This window comes from Microbacterium lacus (assembly GCF_002812805.1).
Classification (GTDB): domain Bacteria; phylum Actinomycetota; class Actinomycetes; order Actinomycetales; family Microbacteriaceae; genus Microbacterium; species Microbacterium lacus_A.
The window spans coordinates 389,674-406,924 of the sequence record NZ_NMUM01000030.1; the positions used below are offsets into that span (position 1 = coordinate 389,674).

The following is a 17,251-nucleotide window of genomic DNA, read 5'->3' on the forward strand; positions in this document are numbered from 1 at the left end:
CTCAGCGGACGGAGCGCACCTTCAACACGACCAGGCCGCCGAGGACCGTGAAAATCCCCGCGACGATGTACAGCAGGGTGTAGTTCTTGTCACCGACCGCCGACGCGCCGACCGCAAGGAACACCGGGGCGATGAACGGGGCGACGGCCTGCGGGATCGACACGGCGAAGCCGATGATGCCCATGAAGCGTCCCGCGTTCGTATCCTTTTCCGGCAGGACGTCGAGGATCAGCGCCTGGTCGACGGCGGCGAACATTCCGATACCGACCGACGTGATGAGCGATCCCGCGTACAGCATGGTGATGTCGGCGGCGAAAGCCATCACGATCGCGCCCGCCGCGAACAGGACGGCACCGGCAAGCACGAACAGGCGACGACGGCGGAGCTTGTCGGAAAGGAATCCGCCACCGATCGCGCCGACCGTGGTTGCGAGGATGCCGAAGAGGCCGAGCGACGCGATGATCGGAGCGACCTCGACGACGTCCACGCCGAGCCTCGACGCGAAGAAGAATGCGGTGAACGTGGTGTTGAGGGTCAGACCGAAGTAGAAGAGGAAGCGCCCGAGCCAGACCCAGGAGAAGTCGGGGTATGTCCGCGGGTTGTAGAGGTACTTGCTGAAGAGCGTGCCGAGCGAGAGCGTGTCGGCGAAGCGCGCACCGCGCGTGTCCGCTTCACGCGTGAACAGAACGAACAGGATGACGGCGATGACGCCGATCAGGCCGGGCAGAAGGAACAGCAGGAGCGCGTTACCCGCGAAGCTGCCCGCGATCACGACACCGACAACGGGAGCCACCTGGGTCGCGAAGCCGGCCAGACCGGCCACCTTGCCGCGCTGGGTCTCGGAGAGCTTGTCGGCCATCGAGGTCTGCAGATTCTGGAAGACCTGACCCCAACCGATCTGGGCCAGGATCCATCCCGCGCCCAGCACCCAGACATTCGGGGCGAGGGCCATGACGACGAGCGAGAGAACGCCGAGCGTCATCCCCGCGACCATGAAGGGCCGACGGCGTCCCCAGCGAGTGCGCGTGCGGTCGCTCAGGACCCCGAACAGCGGAGCGGTCAGCATGACGGCCAGCGCGCCCGAGCCGGCGATGTAGCCCAGATACTCTTCGCGGCCGGGCGCGAGCTCGGACAGTCGGATCGACAACGAGATCGCCAGCGGGGTGATGAAGGCGACGAAAACACCGAACTGGCCGAGAACCTGGAACCAGATATACGACGCGCTGGCCTTCTGACCCGTCGGCGGGACGCTCGGGTCGATCACGACCTCGTCGAGCGCACCGGGAACGGCGGGGAGGGATTGCGGTGCCGCGAGCGGGAAGGCCGCAGCGTCGTCCGAGTGCATCGTCATAGAAGACTCCATTGTCACAATTGCGAGAGGATTACTAGCGCGAGCTAGCTTGCAGCAGAGTAGCGGAGACTACTAGCACGCGCAAGTTATTTTGCGAGGCACCGTCGGCCGACAAGAGACCAGCCCCTGAAGCAATACCATGAACCCGGAGGATCCGTGTCGGACAGGACAGCAGAGCGACGGGTGACCGCGGCGGACATCGCCCGTGAGGTGGGTGTTTCTCGCGCCACCGTCGGCTTCGTCCTGAACTCGACTCCGGGCCAGACCATCTCAGAGGCGACCCAAGAGAAGGTCCTGGCCGCAGCGCGACGACTCGGCTACCGCCCGCACCTGGCCGCCCAGGCCCTCGCGAGCGGGCGCAACAGGATCATCCTCCTCGTGCTCCCCGACTGGCCGATCGACTACAGCATGCGCCGCCATGTCGACGAAGCATCCGCGGCCCTCGACCAAGCGGGTTACTCGCTCGTGACGATGACACCTCATCCGGGCGGAAACGCACGACCGCTCTGGGAGACCCTGCAGCCCGACGTCGTGATGGGAATGCTCCCGTTCGGCGAGGAGCTGTTCGACGAGATCCGCGCGTCGGGCGTGGGCGCCGTCATCCCGCAGCCGACCGAGTCCACCGAGGACGACGAGCAGCCCTTCAGCTTCAGCCAGGGCCCCCGCCTACAGGTCGAACACCTCGTCGAGCGCCAGCGCCGACGGCTGGCCTACGCGGCGTCAGCGGATCCGCGCCTCGCCGAACTGGCGGCATCCCGATACGAACTCGCCGCCGCGACCGCACGACAACACGGCATCGAGGACATCCCACACGCCGCCGTCGACGCCGCGAACGTCCGCGAGATCGTGAGCGGCTGGCGGCAGGCTGGGGTTACCGGCATCGTCGCGTACAACGACGACGTCGCGGCCCTCGTCGTCGGCGCCGCCCTCCGCGAGGGAATCGCCGTGCCCCGCGACATCGCCGTGATCGGTCACGACGACGCTCCCATCTCCAGCGTGTTCGTCCCGTCTCTCTCGACCGTCCACGTCGACGACGAGGGGCTCGGCCGGTACTTCGCCGACCTTGCTCTGGCGGCCGCCGCCGGCGAGGATCCGCCTCGTCGGCAGCACAGCCCGCAGGTCACTCTGCGGGTGCGCGAGTCGACCGCCTGATCCGACTGCACATCCTGATCCGACTCGGACCGGAGGTCATGACCGGGCTACTGGTTCACCTCCGGGCCGCGAGCGATTCGCGACGCCAAGCTGCCGCGAGTTGACCTGGGGTTTTGTGGAGCCACCTAAGGGAATCGAACCCTTGACCTATTCATTACGAGTGAATCGCTCTGCCGTCTGAGCTAAGGTGGCGCGCGCCGCTTGCGCGATGCACAAGCAACGATCTTACAGGCTGCCGAGCCGCGCCGTGAACTCGCGCGCGACCGCACCTCGACCTGCCACGCCGAGTGCACCGGTTAGTACCGAATGCACCCCTGACGCCCGGCGAACAGGTGGCGCACTCGGCAACACTTGGCGCACTCGGCACCCCGCGGGCTGCGCGGCGCGGGTGCTACTCGCAGAGCCCGTCCGGTGGCACGGTGCCGTCGATCAGGTACGCCTCGACCGCGTCGTCAACGCACACGTTGCCCTTGTTGTAGCCCGTGTGCCCCTCCCCCACGTTCGTGATCAGGGTGCCGGACTCGAGCTGTTCGGCCAGGGCCACCGACCAGGCGTACGGGGTCGCGGGGTCACCCGTGGTCCCCACGACCAGGATCGGCGCAGCACCGGCCGCAGCGATCGGTCCCCGCGTTCCGGTCGGTTCGTACGGCCACACATCACACGGGTCGGGGCCTTCCCAGTACGGCGCGATCGTCGGGGCCTCAGCGTCGATGCGGGCATTGGATGCATCCTGATCCGCCTGCGAGCCGTCCACCGGGTAGTCCATGCAGTTGTAGGCGCGGAAGGCCTCGGCAGAGTTATCGGTGTACACACCGCCCTCCCGACCGTTGTAGAAGTCAGCCAGCAGGAAGGCCGTCTCGGGATCACCCTGGAGCGCTTCGTTGAGCGCCTGCGTCAGGAAGCCCCAGCTCTCCTGCGAGTACAGGGCGGCGACGATGGCCGTCACCAGGCTGTCCGCGCCGAGCTCCCGCCCATCGCTGGCGGGAAGCGGCGTGCGGTCGACACTCGCCAGAAGCGCACCGAGGTCTGCCATCGCCTGATCCACCGACCCGCGGAACGGGCATTCCTGCGTCGTCAGGCAGTCCGCCATGTACGCCCGCAGCGCGTTCTCGAACCCGATCGCCTGCTCGGTGCCGACCTCGAGACCCGAGATGGACGGATCGATCGCCCCATCCAGCACCATGCGCCCCACGTTCTCGGGGTACAGGTCGGCATACGTCGCGCCGAGGAAGGTACCGTACGAATACCCGAGGTAGTACAGCTCGTCGTCGCCGAGCACGGCGCGCAGCAGATCCATGTCGCGCGCAGCGCTGACCGTGTTGATGAACGGCAGGATGCCCTGACTGTTGTCCTCACAGGCATCGGCGAACGCGGTGTTCCGGTCGGTCAGCTCCGCCTCCCACTCGGCCGAACCTCGCGGGTTTGCCGGCAGGTCGTAGAGGTAGGCGTCCATGTCGGCGGCGTCGAAGCAGCGCACGGCCGTCGACTCCCCCACCCCGCGCGGGTCGAAACCGATGATGTCGTAGGACTCCTGCAGCGCGGACCCGACCGCGAAGTCGAGCGAGTCGCGGATGAGCGAGACACCGCTCGCACCGGGGCCGCCGGGGTTCGTCAGGAGGGATCCGATCCGGTCGGACCCGGTCGCGGCCGAGCGGATGACCGAGAGCCCGATGGTTCCGGCCGAAGGGTCTTCCCAGTCCAGCGGGGCCGCGACCATCGCGCACTCGAAGCCGCCGCAGTCGCTCCACGAGACCTCCTGCTCGTAGAAACCGTCGAGCGTCGTCGGGTCTTCTATCGCGGGCGCGGACGAGGTCGCGTCCTCGGGAATGGCCGCATAGAGGCATCCGCTCAACATCACGGAGGCCGCCACCAGGGCGATCGAGGCACGCAGGATGCGGCCCGCAAGACGTGCGGGGCCGCGGCGTTCGGTACGGGTCACGAGATCCTTCCGGTCGCCGCGGTCACGAGCATGCTCTCGAGGGCGAGAGCCGGCGCGGCATTCTGTTCAAGGTTACGACGGGTCACCTGCAGCTGATCCAGCACCGCAAGCGTTCGTTGGGGCGTCCACGCGGATGCGGCGGCACGCAGTTCCGGCTCGAGTTCGACGTTCACGAGGTCGGTGTCGCGGCCGAACTGCAGCATGACGATGTCGCGGAACATCGACTGCAGGTCGGTGAGGACGCGGTCGATGCCATCTCGGAGGCTCCGCGTGGCGCGACGCTTCTGGTCTTCGTCGAGGGCACTCAACTGCGAGCGGACCGCGGGCGGCACCGCCTGGCCCTCCGTGACGCCGATCGTGCGGAGGAATTCGGCACGCTCGGTCGCGTCGCGCTCTGCCGTGAGCGCCTTGGCATCGTCGGTCGCGACCTCGACGATACGAGCGGCGACCGTCACGACGTCCCCGACGTTGCGGACCGCGAGCACGGCACGCAGCGTCTCTTCGCGCCTCGCGCGGGCGGATTCGTCCGTGGCGAGGCGCTGGGCCATACCGATGTGCCGCTGCGCGTGCCGTGCGGCCTGCTCGGCGATCTCGGGCGATGCACCGGTGCGCTCGGCGACGAGGCGCGCCACGTCCGCAACCTCGGGCTCGCGCAGCCGCACCGACCGGACGCGGGAGCGGATGGTTGGCAGCAGGTCGGCCTCGCTGGGCGCGCACAGAATCCACACCGTGCGCTCGGGCGGCTCTTCGAGCGACTTGAGCAGGACGTTGGAGGTGCGCTCGGTCATCCGGTCCGCGTCCTCGACGACGATCACGCGGTGACGCCCGAGCGAGGGTGAATATGCAGCGCGCTCGACGAGCTTGCGGGCCTCGTCGATCGTGATGATGACACGCTCGGTGCGGAGCGCGGTGAGGTCTGGATGTGTGCCCGCGAGCACCTGGCGCATCGCACCCTGATCGTGCTCGTCGTTCGCGATGAGCGCCGCGGCGAACGCGTAGGCGAGGGTGGAGCGCCCCGAACCCGGGGGGCCAGTGAGCAGCCAGGCGTGCGTCATCCCCTCGGCATCACCGCTCGCCGCGGCGGACAGCGATGCGACGGCGGCGTCCTGACCCCAGACGGCGCCCCAGGGAAGGGCTGCGGGGACGGGGCTGGGCACTCCCCCAGACTAGCCGCGGCGTCCGACGCATCCCATCGGCGCACAACACTCCGGATGACTTGTCTATTCGGCTCCGCGGAGGTCCGTTCGGCCCCGCCGAGGCCGAATGTTCCGGAATGTTGTCCGCGCCGGGGCCGCACACCGGCGCGACGCCCTGCCGACCGTGGATTACAGCAGGGGTTCGATACGGGCTCGCACGCGCGCGGCGAGCTCGTCGGCGGTAAGGGTCGCGTCGAGCACGAGGAACCTCCCCGGCTCGGCCGAGGCCAGATCGAGGAAGGCGGTGCGTACGCGGGTGTGAAAGTCTTCGCGCTCGGCCTCGAGCCGATCGAACGGCTTGTCATCGGCGTCGAGTCGGGCTCGCGCGGCAGCCGGATCGAGGTCGAGCAGAATCGTCACGTCGGGCAGTTGCCCGCCCGTCGCCCACAGCGAGAGGTCCCGCACCTCGGTGGCGTCGAGCACTCGTCCGGCGCCCTGATACGCGACGGATGAATCGAGGTAGCGATCCTGCACGACCACGTCGCCGCGCTCGAGCGCCGGAAGCACCAGCGTCTGGACGTGCTGAGCACGGTCGGCCGCGTAGAGCAGCGCCTCGGCGCGCGGCGCCACCTCGCCCCGGTGGTGCAGCACGATGTCGCGGATCAGCACACCGACCTCGGTGCCGCCGGGCTCGCGCGTGCGGACGACGTTGCGACCGGATGCCTCGAGCCACTCCTGCAGCAGGGCGGCCTGCGTCGTCTTTCCGGCGCCGTCGCCGCCCTCGAGCGTGACCCACAGGCCCGGGCGCCGGGTTACCGCAGCGCCCCCGGCATCCGTCATCACTTCTTCTTGGCCGGCGCCTTGCGGGCGGCGGGCTTGCGAGCGGTGCGCTTGGGCGCGGGACCCTTCGCCCGCTTGTCGGCGAGGATCTGCACGGCACGTTCGAAGTCGATGTCTTCGACGCTCTCACCGCGCGGGATGGTCGCGTTCGTCTCGCCGTCGGTCACATAGGCGCCGAAGCGGCCGTCGCGGATGCGGATCGGCTTGCCGCTGACCGGGTCCGCCTCGAATTCCTTGAGCGCACTCGACGGGCGGCGGGCGCCGTACTTCGGCAGGGCGTACACGGCGAGCGCGCCGGGCAGGTCGATGTCGAAGATCTGCTGCTCGTTCTCGAGCGAACGCGAGTCCGTGCCCTTCTTCAGGTACGGTCCGTACCGGCCGTTCTGCGCCGTGATGACCTCGCCCGATTCGGGGTCGGTGCCGACCGTGCGGGGCAGTTCGAGCAGGCGCAGGGCCGTCTCGAGGTCGATCGTGTCGACCGACATGCTCTTGAACAGCGAGGCGGTGCGGGGCTTGGGCGCGACCTCTTTCTTCGCGCCGCGCTTCTTCGGTGCGGGGGCGTCGACGATCTCGCCGGTCGCCTCGTCCACGCCGGCGGGTTCTTCGGGCTCGAGCTCCTGCACGTAGGGGCCGTAGCGGCCGTCCTTGACGACGATGAGCTTGTGCGTCTCGGGGTGCTCGCCGAGCACACGATCCCCGGCGACGGGTGCCTCGATGAGCTCCTGCGCCTTGGCGGGGGTGAGTTCGTCGGGCGCGAGATCCTCCGGCACATTCACGCGGCGCGGGTCCGCCTCCGGGTTGGCGGGGTCGACGACCTCGAGGTAGGGGCCGTACTTGCCGATGCGGAGCGTCACGCCCTCCGATACCGGGCGCGAGTTGAGTTCGCGGGCATCGATCTCGCCGAGGTTGTCGACGATGTTGCGCAGCCCCGCGTGATCCTCGGATCCGAAGTAGAACTCGCGCAGCCACGACACCCGGCCCTGCTCGCCGCGGGCGATCGCGTCGAGGTCGTCCTCGAGTGCGGCCGTGAAGTCGTAGTCGATCAGGTCGGGGAAGTTCTCCTCCAGCAGCCGCACGACGCTGAAGGCGATCCAGCTCGGCACGAGGGCCTGGCCGCGCTTGGTGACGTACCCGCGGTCGAGGATCGTGTCGATGATGCTCGCGAAGGTCGACGGGCGCCCGATCCCCTTCTCCTCCAGCGCCTTGACGAGGGATGCCTCGGTGTAGCGCGGCTTCGGGGTGGTCTGGTGGCCCTTGGGCTCGACCTCGGTGACCTGCAGCGCGTCGCCGACGGCGACCTGCGGCAGCGACTGGTCGTCGGCCTTGTCGGCGTCGCCGCGCTTCTCGTCCCGGCCTTCTTCGTATGCCTCGAGGAATCCCTTGAAGGTGTAAACGGTGCCGGATGCGGTGAACTCGACGCGGCGCTCACCCGCTGCGACCTCGAGGGTCACGGTGGTGGTCTCGTACTTGGCGTCGGCCATCTGGCTCGCGACGGTGCGCTTCCAGATCAGGTCGTACAGGCGCTGTTCGTCGCGATCGAGCGATCCACTCAGCGACGCAGGGGTGCGGAAGTGCTCGCCCGAAGGACGGATCGCCTCGTGCGCCTCTTGGGCGTTCTTGCTCTTGCTCTTGTAGACGCGGGGGTTGAGGGGCACGGCCGCCGAGCCGTACAGCTGCACGGCCTGCTCGCGCGCGGCCTGGATCGCCTGCGTACCCAGCGACACCGAGTCGGTTCGCATGTAGGTGATGTAACCCTTTTCGTACAGCCGCTGAGCGACGCTCATGGCGTGCTTCGCGCTCATCGAGAGCTTGCGACCGGCCTCCTGCTGCATCGTCGAGGTCGTGAAAGGGGCGTACGGGCTGCGCGTACCGGGCTTGGCCTCGACGCGGGTGACGGATGCCTCCCCCGCCGTCTGCACGTCGGTTGCGAGTTGGCGGGCCGCGGCCTCGTCGAGCACGACCACGGCCTTCTTCAGCTGACCCTTGTCATCGAAGTCGGTTCCGCGCGCGATGGCCGCGCCGTCGATGCGGACGAGTTTGACGCCGAAGGCGGAGGCATCCTTCTCTACCTGAGCCTCGATGTCCCAGTAGTTGGCGCCGACGAAGGCGATGCGCTCGCGCTCGCGGTCGACGACGAGGCGCGTGGCGGCGGACTGGACGCGGCCGGCCGAGAGGGCGGCGCCGTTGCTGCCGGAGCCGATCTTGCGCCAGAGCACGGGCGAGACGTCCCAGCCGTACAGACGGTCGAGGATGCGGCGGGTCTCTTGCGCGTCGACGAGGTCGTGGTCGAGCTCGCGCGTCTTCTCGACGGCGGCCTGGATCGCGTCTTTGGTGATCTCGTGGAACACCATGCGCTTGACCGGGACCTTCGGCTTGAGCGTTTCGAGCAGGTGCCACGCGATGGCTTCGCCCTCGCGGTCCTCATCAGTGGCCAACAGGAGTTCGTCGGCACCCTTGAGCGCTCGCTTGAGTTCGGCGACGGTCTTCTTGCCGCGGTCGCTCTCGACGTAAAAGGGGGCGAAGTCGTTCTCGATGTCGATCGAGTACTTACCGACCGAGGTCTTCTTCAGGTCGGCGGGGATGTCCTTCTTGTCGGCGAGATCACGGATGTGTCCGACAGACGACAACACTTCGTAGTCGTCGCCGAGGTACGACTGGATCGACTTCATCTTCGTCGGAGACTCGACGATGACGAGCTTCTTGCTGGTGGCCACGGGGGTCCTTTCTCCGATGCACACCATACACACCGCAGACTGTGAGCCGGGTCGGGGCGGCTCCGCACCCCCTCAGCTGCTGGGCGGGCCGGCCCGCGCCCGCGCGGTCGTCACCATCCCGGCGAACGGCACCTCGACCGTGACGATCGCATCGAGATCGTCGGTGCCGCAGTCGATCAAGCGAGCTCCGAATGCCTCGGCCACCTCCGCCGCGCGTTGGCACGGCTCACCCGGCAGCGCGCCCGACACGGTGTCGGCCGCGGCGATCGCGGCATTGTCGGCCGCGCCTGCCGCACGGCGAGCGACGACCGCCGCCCCGCCCGTCGCGGCGAGCCCGATCGTGAGGGTCGCGGTCGCCAACATCGACCCGACGACCAGAATCGTGCCCGGCATCAGCGACCGCCCGCGGCGGCGCGAGCCATCAGCGACCGCCCGCGGCGGCGCGAGCCATCAGCGACCACCCGCGGCGGCGCGAGTCATCAGCCACCGCCTGCGGCGGCGCAGGCCCGGGCGGAAGCGTCGAACCCGGCCGCCGCGAGTCCCGGCACGGCGACGGGTGCGGACAGCGTGACGCACACGAGTCGGTCGCCCTCGTCGGCCCGCATCGCCGCCGCGCCGGGCACCCTTCCGACGAGGGACTCTGCGAGCTGGACCTCTCCGCGGGCGATCAGGCGTGCCGCATCCGCCGCCGCACCCTGCAGACGGGCGGTCTGTGCCCCGGCGCTCACGGCGCCGATACCGATCAGGATCAGCAGCAGAGCGGCCGGCAGCGTGACGGCGAACTCGGCCGCAACAGAGCCTCGATCACCGAGTCGTGCGGTTGGGCAGAGGCGAACGACCCGGCACAGGCGAGCGACCCGGCGCGCGTTCACGCCACCGTGAGGGCACGGCGGACGAGGTCGGTGAGGATGCCGCGCACCTCGTCGCTGCGCATGATCACGACAAGCAGGCCGGCAAATGCCACGGCTGCCATCGTGGCGATCGCATACTCGGCCGTGGCTGCTCCGGCGTCGTCCTCGAGCAGTCTGCGGCGTGCGGCGCGAACGGCTCGGGGGGTGAAGGGGTCCTTCATGATGTACCTCTCTATATGTGGTCGGTTCGAACGAACGGGCCCGGGTCGTGGGCCGCAGGGGATTCCCCTGGCACTCATTGCGGCTCTCGGGGGGCGTGAGCGACAACTCGTGCCAGGCGAGCAATGCGGTGGTACCTCCTCTATAGGGCGGGTAGGGCGGTGGTGCCGAGGATCGACAGCACGAGGGGTGCAACCGACAGCAGCAGGAACGACGGGAGCGTGCAGACGCCGAGAGGCAGGAGCAACCGGGTGCCGAGCTTGGAGGCTCGCAACCTGCCCTCGACCCGCGCCCGGTGACGGGCGCTCGCCGACTCGGCACGCAGAAGCTCGACCGCGGGCACGCCGGCCGCTCGCGAGAGCTTGAGCACGTCCTGTACCTCGGCGGGGATGACCGTCTCGGATTCGCCGCGCTCCGCTCCGATCGCGGCGCGCGCACGCCCGACCTGGACGGCTGCGGCGTCGATCGACACCCCGCCGCTCAGCGCAATCGCGAAGAGCTCGGCGTCGATCCCCGGAAGACCCGGCCCGGGGCGGGCGCGCCGGATGAGCTTCGCCGTCCAGGCACGCGCCGCGACGACGAGGGCGAGCCCGCCCGCGAGACACACGAGTCCCCTCGGGTCGGTGAACAGGATGCCGAGGGTGTCAAACCCCAGGGCGATCCCCATCAGCAGCCCCACCACGGGCAGCCACAGCATGAGCCGCGCGGTCGCGGCGGGATCGGCCAGGGCGACGGTCACGTCGTCGAGCGCCTCGGCCGCATCACGCAGACCGTGCGCGAAGGAGCGCAACGCCTCGGCGAGCGCTGCGCCCACCGCGGACGCCACGGCCCATGCCACGGCGAACTCGCGCCACGACTCCCCGCGCGCCGCAATGGCCACCGCCTCGGGCACACCACGTTCGAGGTCGGCGAGGACTGCCGCGGCCGACGCATCCGTATCGGCGAGATAACGCCACACGACCCGGGGAGCGACACCCGCCTGTACCAGCACCGCGGCCCGCCGCGCGACGTCCGCGACAGCCGCCGGTCCGCCGTCTGGCGACGCTCGGGCCGTCCGCTTCAGACCAGCCACGGCGCCTGCTCCATGATTGTCAGCCGATCCCCGTCGAGCGCGAGCCGACCCGCGCCGACCAGCGCACGACGTCCGTCGCCCATCCGAGCCACGTGCACTACGGCTCCGATCGCGCTGACCGCCTGCCGCGCCAGGGCGACATCGTCGAGACCCGCCAGCGCCCCGAGCGCCTCCAGCCGGGCCGGAACCTCACGCAGTCCGCTCGCGTGAACCGTTCCCGCTCCGCCGTCGTGGCCGGTGTTGAGTGCCGCCAAGAGTTCACGCACCTCGTCGCCGCGGCACTCCCCCAGCACGAGGCGATCCGGGCGCATTCGCAGAGCCTCGCGCACGAGCCGCGCGAGGCCGATGCCTCCCGCACCCTCGAGGTTCGCCTGTCGCGCCTCGAGCGCGACATGGTGCGGATGGGCGATGGTGAGCTCGGCGACATCCTCGATCGTCACGATCCGATCGGATGCGGGGGCCTCCGCCAAGAGCGCCGCGAGCAGTGTCGTCTTGCCGCTGCCTGCCGCGCCCGTCACCAGGACGTTGACCCGGTCGGTCACGAGCGAGCGAAGCCACGGCAGCGCCGCGGGGTGTGCGCGAAACATCTCGCGCCGGTCCAGGTCGTCGAGTGTCGGCCGCACCACCCGCGGGATCCGGATCGACACCGTGGTGCCGCCCGTCGAGATCGGCGGCAGGACGGCGTGGATCCGGATCCCGGACGCCAGACGCACATCAACCGCCGGACATGCCTCATCGATATGGCGACCGCCGAGGCCGATCAGTCCGAGCGCGAGTTCGCGAACCGCGTCCTCATCGGCGCGCCACGAGGGATCGCGGACCGCCCCCGCACCGCGATCGACCCAGAGCCCGCGCGCACCGTTGACGAAGACATCCGTGACCGTCGGGTCGTCGAGATAGGCAGCGAGCGGCGCGAGTTGGGGTGGATGTTCCGTGAACCCAGGCGCGTGGACCGTCCCGGATGCGTCCACCCGAGCGGACGCGTCGACCAGAGCGGATGCGTCGACCAGCCCGCTGACGAATCCCGAAGGTGAGGCCCCGGCATTCTGCGTGCCGCCCGCGAACACGGGCACAAAACCATCCGCTCGCCCGCGGAATGCCGCCACGCCTCGTTCGTTCACGGGTGCACGAACAACGGTGGCCGGTGGCGCGGGGACAAACGGAGGCGGCATGCAGCGAGGTTAGAGACCCGCGGCCCATCCACGAGCCGCTGTGATGTCGATCCGGGGACCCGCACCGCGACCACCTCGTTGGGGAGGACGAATGCGGCTGCTATCAGCCCGCGCCGTCCGCACGAGCACATCCCGCCATGCCGCTGCAGAGAACCGACCCGCGGAGTGTTTAACCCGTGTCGTGCGGATGGCGCACGCACACGGCGCTCGAGGCGCATGGAAAGGAAGGCGGCATCCCGTGGGGGGAACGGGATGCCGCCGAACGACGTCCGCGAGGGGACATCGCAATGCCAGAATCGAATGTTCGGCCGCCAAAGAGCATACGCACAGAAGTTGGCTTGACGCTGACAAAACGGGCAGATCAGGTGGTATATCAGTCGGCGGCCTCCCCACAGCGGCACACGACGCGGAAAACACCGCCTCGCAACACCGACTTTCGGCGGTAGTCTCGCCGACGATGACGCCGGTACATTCGCAGTGACGACACCCGGCGTCCCGAACGCCGGCGCTGCCACGCACAAAGGAGCGCGCATCCATGTCCAGCCAGATCGACCACCTGCTCAACGAGACCCGGCACTTCGCGCCGCCCGAGGGATTCGCCGACGGCTCGGCCGCGGCAGCTCTGTACGAGCGTGCGACCGCAGACCGCGAGGGTTTTTGGGCCGATCAGGCACGGGATCTGCTGCACTGGTCGACCCCGTTCACCCGCACCTTGGACTGGACCAACCCGCCCTTCGCGAAGTGGTTCGACGATGGCGAGCTGAACGTCGCCTACAACTGCCTCGACCGCCACGTCGAGGCAGGAAACGGCGACCGCATCGCCCTGTATTGGGAGGGCGAGATCGGCGACGAACGCCGCATCACCTATGCCGAGCTGACGGACGAGGTCAAGCGCGTCGCCAACGCGCTTACCGACCTCGGCGTGGAGGCCGGCGACCGCGTCGCGATCTACCTGCCGATGATTCCGGAAGCGATCGCCTCCATGCTCGCCGTCGCGCGCCTGGGAGCCATCCACTCGGTGATCTTCGGGGGCTTCTCGGCGGACAGCCTGCGATCGCGCATCGACGACGCGGGCGCAAAAGTCGTGATCACGGCGGATGGCGGCTACCGCAAGGGCAAAGTATCGGCCCTCAAACCCGCCGTCGACATGGCGCTCGCCGACCGCAACGGCTCGGGTGTACAGGCGAGCGTCGAGCACGTGCTGGTCGTGCGTCGGGGCGAGAACGAGGTCGACTGGACCGAGGGGCGCGACGTGTGGTGGCACGACGTGGTGCCCGAGGCATCCGCGGATCACGAGGCGCAGCCCTTCCCCGCCGAGAATCCCCTCTTCATCCTGTACACCTCGGGCACGACGGGTAAGCCCAAGGGCATTCTGCACACGTCGGGCGGATACCTCACCCAGGCCGCCTTCACGCACCGCAACGTCTTCGATCTGCGTCCCGAGACGGACGTCTACTGGTGCACGGCGGACGTCGGATGGATCACCGGACACTCGTACGTCGCCTACGGGCCCCTCGCCAACGGCGCCACACAGGTACTCTACGAGGGCACGCCCGACACCCCGCATCCGGGCCGCTGGTGGGAGATCATCGAGAAGTACGGCGTGAGCATCTTCTACACCGCGCCCACCGCCATCCGCTCGTTCATGAAGCTCGGGCGAGCGATTCCGCAGAAGTTCGACCTGTCGAGCCTGCGCGTGCTCGGCTCGGTCGGCGAACCCATCAACCCCGAGGCCTGGATGTGGTACCGCGAGGTCATCGGTGCGGGCAAGGCGCCGATCGTCGACACCTGGTGGCAGACCGAGACCGGCGCGATCATGATTTCGGCGCTCCCCGCCGTGACGACGACCAAGCCCGGCAGCGCGCAGGTGCCGATTCCGGGCATCTCGATCGACGTGGTGGACGACGCGGGCGAGCACGTCGGCACCGGCAACGGTGGGCTGCTCGTCGCGACGAAGCCGTGGCCGAGCATGCTGCGCGGCATCTGGGGCGACCCCGACCGATACGTCGAGACGTATTGGGAAAAGTTTGCTGATCAGGGGTTCTACTTCGCGGGTGACGGCGCGCGTCTCGACGACGACGGCGACATCTGGCTGCTCGGCCGGGTCGACGACGTGATGAACGTCTCGGGCCACCGCCTCTCGACGGCCGAGATCGAATCGGCGCTCGTTGCGCACGAGGCGACGGCCGAGGCCGCCGTGGTCGGGGCATCCGACGAGACCACCGGCCAGGCCGTTGTCGCGTTCGTGATCATCAAGCAGAGCTACCTCGACAAGCACTCCCCCGATGGTCTTGCGCAGGCGCTACGCGCGTGGGTCGGTGAGCAGATCGGACCCATCGCGCGTCCGCGCGACGTCTACATCGTCGCCGAGCTGCCGAAGACCCGGTCGGGCAAGATCATGCGGCGCCTGTTGCGGGATGTTGCGGAAGGCCGGGATGTCGGGGACACCACGACCCTCGCCGACACGATGGTCATGAGCGTGATCAGCGCTCAGGTGCGCTGATCACAGGAGCTGCTGCCAGGCGCTACCCCCGCCCTGGCGCTCGGCGCATGTCGGAGATCCGGCGAGGGTCGGATGGGGTGGATACATCCGATCCGACGTGCGCCGGATCTCCGACGCTCACGTCGGTGCGAGCGCCCGACCGACGCCTACTTGCCGTCGATGCGGCGCAGCTGCGACCCCACGATCACGAAGAGCGCACCAAGCCCGGCGACGAGGGCGCTGACGCCGTAGGCCAGCACAGAGGTCATCAGTGACGTGCGCAGAGACGCCGCGGTCGCGAGCGCCGCGCTCTGACCACGCAGCTTGCCCTCCTCCGCACTGCCCTTCTCGACGTGCCGGAGCGCCTCGCTGATATCGGCGAAAGTGCGGCCACCCGCCCCGCGCTCCGCGTTGCCCTTGATCACGACGGCTTCGACGTAGGCCGTCACCGGGTCCTGCACCGGCTTGCCCGCAAGGATCGGGGCGTTGCCGGGCACCGTGATCTTCTCGGCCCGCAGCTGCCGCGTCACCGCCACCCACGCGCCAGAACCCGCCACCGCGAACAGGGCACCCGCCGCGACCGTGAGTCCGCCGACACGACGCAGGGCGGTAAGGGGAGGGAGGGATGCCATGGGGTGTCCTTTCGGGCGCGGATGTCTCCACGCATCCTGACACGCGGCGCCCCGTTACCGCGCGCTCGAAAGGGCGTCAACCCCCGGCATCCGTTCACGCGGTTGACACACCGCGCTGTCATGATCGACGCATGAAGCGAGACGTCGGCGCACACATCACCCTCACGGTCACGGAACCGGCCGAGCTCATCTTTTCGATGGCGGTCGCGGATGGCGCCGACCTCGCATCGGAGCGCATACTCTTCAGCCTGGACGGCGCGGCCGTCGAGGCCGAGGAGCTGGTCGATTCGCACGGCACGCGCCTGCACCGGGTGGAGGTCGGGACGGGTGAGCTCGAGGCGAGTTATACCGCCACGGTTCTCGGCCGCTCGGCGGAGGAAGAGCTGATCCCGACCGACCTGATCCGGTACCTGCGGCCCAGCCGCTACTGCGAGTCCGACACGCTCGCGCCGACGGCGGGGGCCGAGTTCACGGGACTCGGGGGCGTCGACCTTCTCGACGCGGTCAGCTCGTGGGTCGGCACGCGCCTGGCCTACGTGAGCGGATCGAGCCTGCCGACGGACGGCGCCGTGCGTACACTCCTCGCCCGCCAGGGCGTCTGCCGCGATTACGCGCACCTCTGTGTGGCCCTGCTGCGCGCCCGCAACGTGCCGGCGCGCCTCGTATCGGTCTACGCCCCGGGCCTCGCGCCGATGGACTTCCACGCCGTCGCCGAGGCCTATGTCGACGGAGCCTGGCACGTCGTGGATGCGACGACCCTCGCCCCGCGCAGCAGCATGCTGCGAATCGCGACCGGGCGCGACGCATCCGACACCGCCTTCTTGACCACACAGCGCGGGGGTGTCGACTTCCACACGCTCGAGGTCACGGCCGTCGCGGATGAGTTGCCGAACGACGACGTGACCGCGCTGGTGCGCCTGGGCTGAGCGCCTCGGCGGGGCCGCTTCTCGCGTCGACCGCGTGTCAGCCGCGGCGGATGCCTCCAACTGGCGCCGAAGCGTGAGACCGGGCACGCTGGACACATGCGCACCTGGATCGTACGGTTCGTCTCGCTGTACCTCTTCAACCTCGTCGTGCTGTGGCTGATCGGGCTGCTGCTCGCGTCGGTGCGGGTCGGCTGGGCCGCATTCTGGGGCTCGATCGTACTCACCGCCGCAACCCTGTGGATCAAGCCCCTCATCACCTCGTGGTTCCGCGGCATGGCCGCGCGCTCGGCGAATCAGCGCACCAGGATCGGCGAGAAGCTGACGCAATACGTGCTCGTGCTCATCGTCGCCGCGATCGTGTGGGTGCTCGTCGTGCTGTTCACGTCGGTGCGGGTCGAGGGATGGTTCACCGGATGGATCGTCCCGCCCGTCGCACTGCTGATCGCCTGGGCGATCTACGACGCGATCGACGACCGCGTCGAGAAGCGCGCTGGGCACGTGTACGACGCGGCCGCGGCGAAGCTCGGGCGCTCCCCGAAGACGGGCGGGACGGATGTCTCGGCACCTGCCATGACGCCCGGTGTCGACGCATCCACTCGCCGTGAACTCAAGGACGGTCTGACCGACGAGCAACGCCGCATGCTCGACGAGCTCGGCTGACCGACCGCTGACCCCGGCCTGAGCATCGGGACCGCACGAGGGCAGGTGATCACACGAAGACAGGCCGATTCGTGATGGATCTGCCTGTTCTCGTGTTTTTGCCTG

15 protein-coding genes and 1 tRNA gene are annotated in these 17,251 nt (G+C 69.0%); 4 read left to right on the top strand and 12 right to left on the bottom strand.

Annotation, left to right across the window (positions count from 1 at the left end; all coding sequences use genetic code 11):
- Position 1: 1 nt before the first annotated feature.
- The gene (locus CGU34_RS11760) at positions 2 to 1,351 is read right to left on the bottom strand and encodes an MFS transporter (protein ID WP_051514204.1); all 1,350 of its coding nucleotides are present in this window, start codon (positions 1,349 to 1,351) and stop codon (positions 2 to 4) included.
- A gap of 156 nt (positions 1,352 to 1,507) precedes the next feature.
- Between CGU34_RS11760 and CGU34_RS11765 the strand changes: the two genes are divergently transcribed.
- On the top strand, positions 1,508 to 2,503 hold the full coding sequence (locus CGU34_RS11765) for a LacI family DNA-binding transcriptional regulator (protein ID WP_232711655.1): 996 nt from the start codon (positions 1,508 to 1,510) through the stop codon (positions 2,501 to 2,503).
- Positions 2,504 to 2,619: 116 nt separating this feature from the next.
- On the opposite strand, the gene CGU34_RS11770 is transcribed toward CGU34_RS11765, so the two are convergent.
- From CGU34_RS11770 to CGU34_RS11815, 10 genes are all read right to left on the bottom strand, one after another.
- A tRNA-Thr gene (locus tag CGU34_RS11770) sits at positions 2,620 to 2,695 on the bottom strand.
- 199 nt (positions 2,696 to 2,894) lie between these two features.
- Positions 2,895 to 4,442 (bottom strand): alpha/beta hydrolase, encoded by a 1,548-nt coding sequence (locus tag CGU34_RS11775; protein WP_440344738.1) that lies wholly within the window; start codon positions 4,440 to 4,442, stop codon positions 2,895 to 2,897.
- Complete coding sequence (locus tag CGU34_RS11780) at positions 4,439 to 5,599, bottom strand: DNA polymerase III subunit delta' (RefSeq protein WP_036301770.1); 1,161 nt, start codon at positions 5,597 to 5,599, stop codon at positions 4,439 to 4,441. The genes CGU34_RS11775 and CGU34_RS11780 overlap by 4 nt, the downstream gene beginning before the upstream one ends.
- Before the next feature lie 168 nt (positions 5,600 to 5,767).
- A complete protein-coding gene (tmk, locus tag CGU34_RS11785) occupies positions 5,768 to 6,418 on the bottom strand; it encodes a dTMP kinase (RefSeq protein ID WP_051514201.1) in 651 nt (216 codons plus the stop codon).
- Complete coding sequence (gene topA / locus CGU34_RS11790; protein ID WP_036301768.1) at positions 6,418 to 9,132, bottom strand: type I DNA topoisomerase; 2,715 nt, start codon at positions 9,130 to 9,132, stop codon at positions 6,418 to 6,420. Before topA ends, tmk begins: the two co-directional genes overlap by 1 nt.
- A 72-nt stretch (positions 9,133 to 9,204) precedes the next feature.
- Entirely contained in the window at positions 9,205 to 9,525 is a 321-nt protein-coding gene (locus CGU34_RS11795; protein ID WP_100814179.1) for an Rv3654c family TadE-like protein, read from the bottom strand.
- Between the two features lie 86 nt (positions 9,526 to 9,611).
- Positions 9,612 to 10,004 (bottom strand): TadE/TadG family type IV pilus assembly protein, encoded by a 393-nt coding sequence (locus CGU34_RS11800; protein WP_232711656.1) that lies wholly within the window; start codon positions 10,002 to 10,004, stop codon positions 9,612 to 9,614.
- Positions 10,001 to 10,204, bottom strand: a complete 204-nt coding sequence (locus tag CGU34_RS11805; RefSeq protein ID WP_100814180.1) for a DUF4244 domain-containing protein — start codon at positions 10,202 to 10,204, stop codon at positions 10,001 to 10,003. The genes CGU34_RS11800 and CGU34_RS11805 overlap by 4 nt, the downstream gene beginning before the upstream one ends.
- Before the next feature lie 140 nt (positions 10,205 to 10,344).
- Positions 10,345 to 11,274: a type II secretion system F family protein gene (locus CGU34_RS11810; RefSeq protein ID WP_232711657.1), complete on the bottom strand. Its 930-nt coding sequence runs from the start codon at positions 11,272 to 11,274 to the stop codon at positions 10,345 to 10,347.
- The gene (locus tag CGU34_RS11815) at positions 11,262 to 12,245 is read right to left on the bottom strand and encodes a TadA family conjugal transfer-associated ATPase (protein ID WP_232711666.1); all 984 of its coding nucleotides are present in this window, start codon (positions 12,243 to 12,245) and stop codon (positions 11,262 to 11,264) included. Before CGU34_RS11815 ends, CGU34_RS11810 begins: the two co-directional genes overlap by 13 nt.
- Positions 12,246 to 12,981: 736 nt before the next feature.
- Here CGU34_RS11815 and acs point away from each other — a divergent pair.
- Positions 12,982 to 14,949, top strand: coding sequence for an acetate--CoA ligase (acs, locus tag CGU34_RS11820; RefSeq protein WP_100814182.1), 1,968 nt, complete (start codon positions 12,982 to 12,984; stop codon positions 14,947 to 14,949).
- Positions 14,950 to 15,095: 146 nt separating this feature from the next.
- On the opposite strand, the gene CGU34_RS11825 is transcribed toward acs, so the two are convergent.
- Positions 15,096 to 15,560 (bottom strand): aromatic ring-opening dioxygenase LigA, encoded by a 465-nt coding sequence (locus CGU34_RS11825; RefSeq protein WP_100814183.1) that lies wholly within the window; start codon positions 15,558 to 15,560, stop codon positions 15,096 to 15,098.
- 131 nt (positions 15,561 to 15,691) lie between these two features.
- Here CGU34_RS11825 and CGU34_RS11830 point away from each other — a divergent pair, with 131 nt between their 5' ends.
- A complete protein-coding gene (locus CGU34_RS11830; protein WP_100814184.1) occupies positions 15,692 to 16,486 on the top strand; it encodes a transglutaminase-like domain-containing protein in 795 nt (264 codons plus the stop codon).
- A 96-nt stretch (positions 16,487 to 16,582) separates the two neighbouring features.
- Positions 16,583 to 17,146, top strand: coding sequence for a hypothetical protein (locus CGU34_RS11835; RefSeq protein WP_100814185.1), 564 nt, complete (start codon positions 16,583 to 16,585; stop codon positions 17,144 to 17,146).
- Positions 17,147 to 17,251 lie beyond the last annotated feature (105 nt).

What these genes read in the sequence shown, in the direction of transcription:
- CGU34_RS11760 (WP_051514204.1), bottom strand. Translation starts at nt 1,351, where the DNA reads ATGACGATGCACTCGGACGACGCTGCGGCCTTCCCGCTCGCGGCACCG.
- tmk (WP_051514201.1), bottom strand. Translation starts at nt 6,418, where the DNA reads ATGACGGATGCCGGGGGCGCTGCGGTAACCCGGCGCCCGGGCCTGTGG.
- CGU34_RS11795 (WP_100814179.1), bottom strand. Translation starts at nt 9,525, where the DNA reads ATGCCGGGCACGATTCTGGTCGTCGGGTCGATGTTGGCGACCGCGACC.
- CGU34_RS11805 (WP_100814180.1), bottom strand. Translation starts at nt 10,204, where the DNA reads ATGAAGGACCCCTTCACCCCCCGAGCCGTTCGCGCCGCACGCCGCAGA.
- acs (WP_100814182.1), top strand. Translation starts at nt 12,982, where the DNA reads ATGTCCAGCCAGATCGACCACCTGCTCAACGAGACCCGGCACTTCGCG.
- CGU34_RS11825 (WP_100814183.1), bottom strand. Translation starts at nt 15,560, where the DNA reads ATGGCATCCCTCCCTCCCCTTACCGCCCTGCGTCGTGTCGGCGGACTC.
- CGU34_RS11830 (WP_100814184.1), top strand. Translation starts at nt 15,692, where the DNA reads ATGAAGCGAGACGTCGGCGCACACATCACCCTCACGGTCACGGAACCG.
- CGU34_RS11835 (WP_100814185.1), top strand. Translation starts at nt 16,583, where the DNA reads ATGCGCACCTGGATCGTACGGTTCGTCTCGCTGTACCTCTTCAACCTC.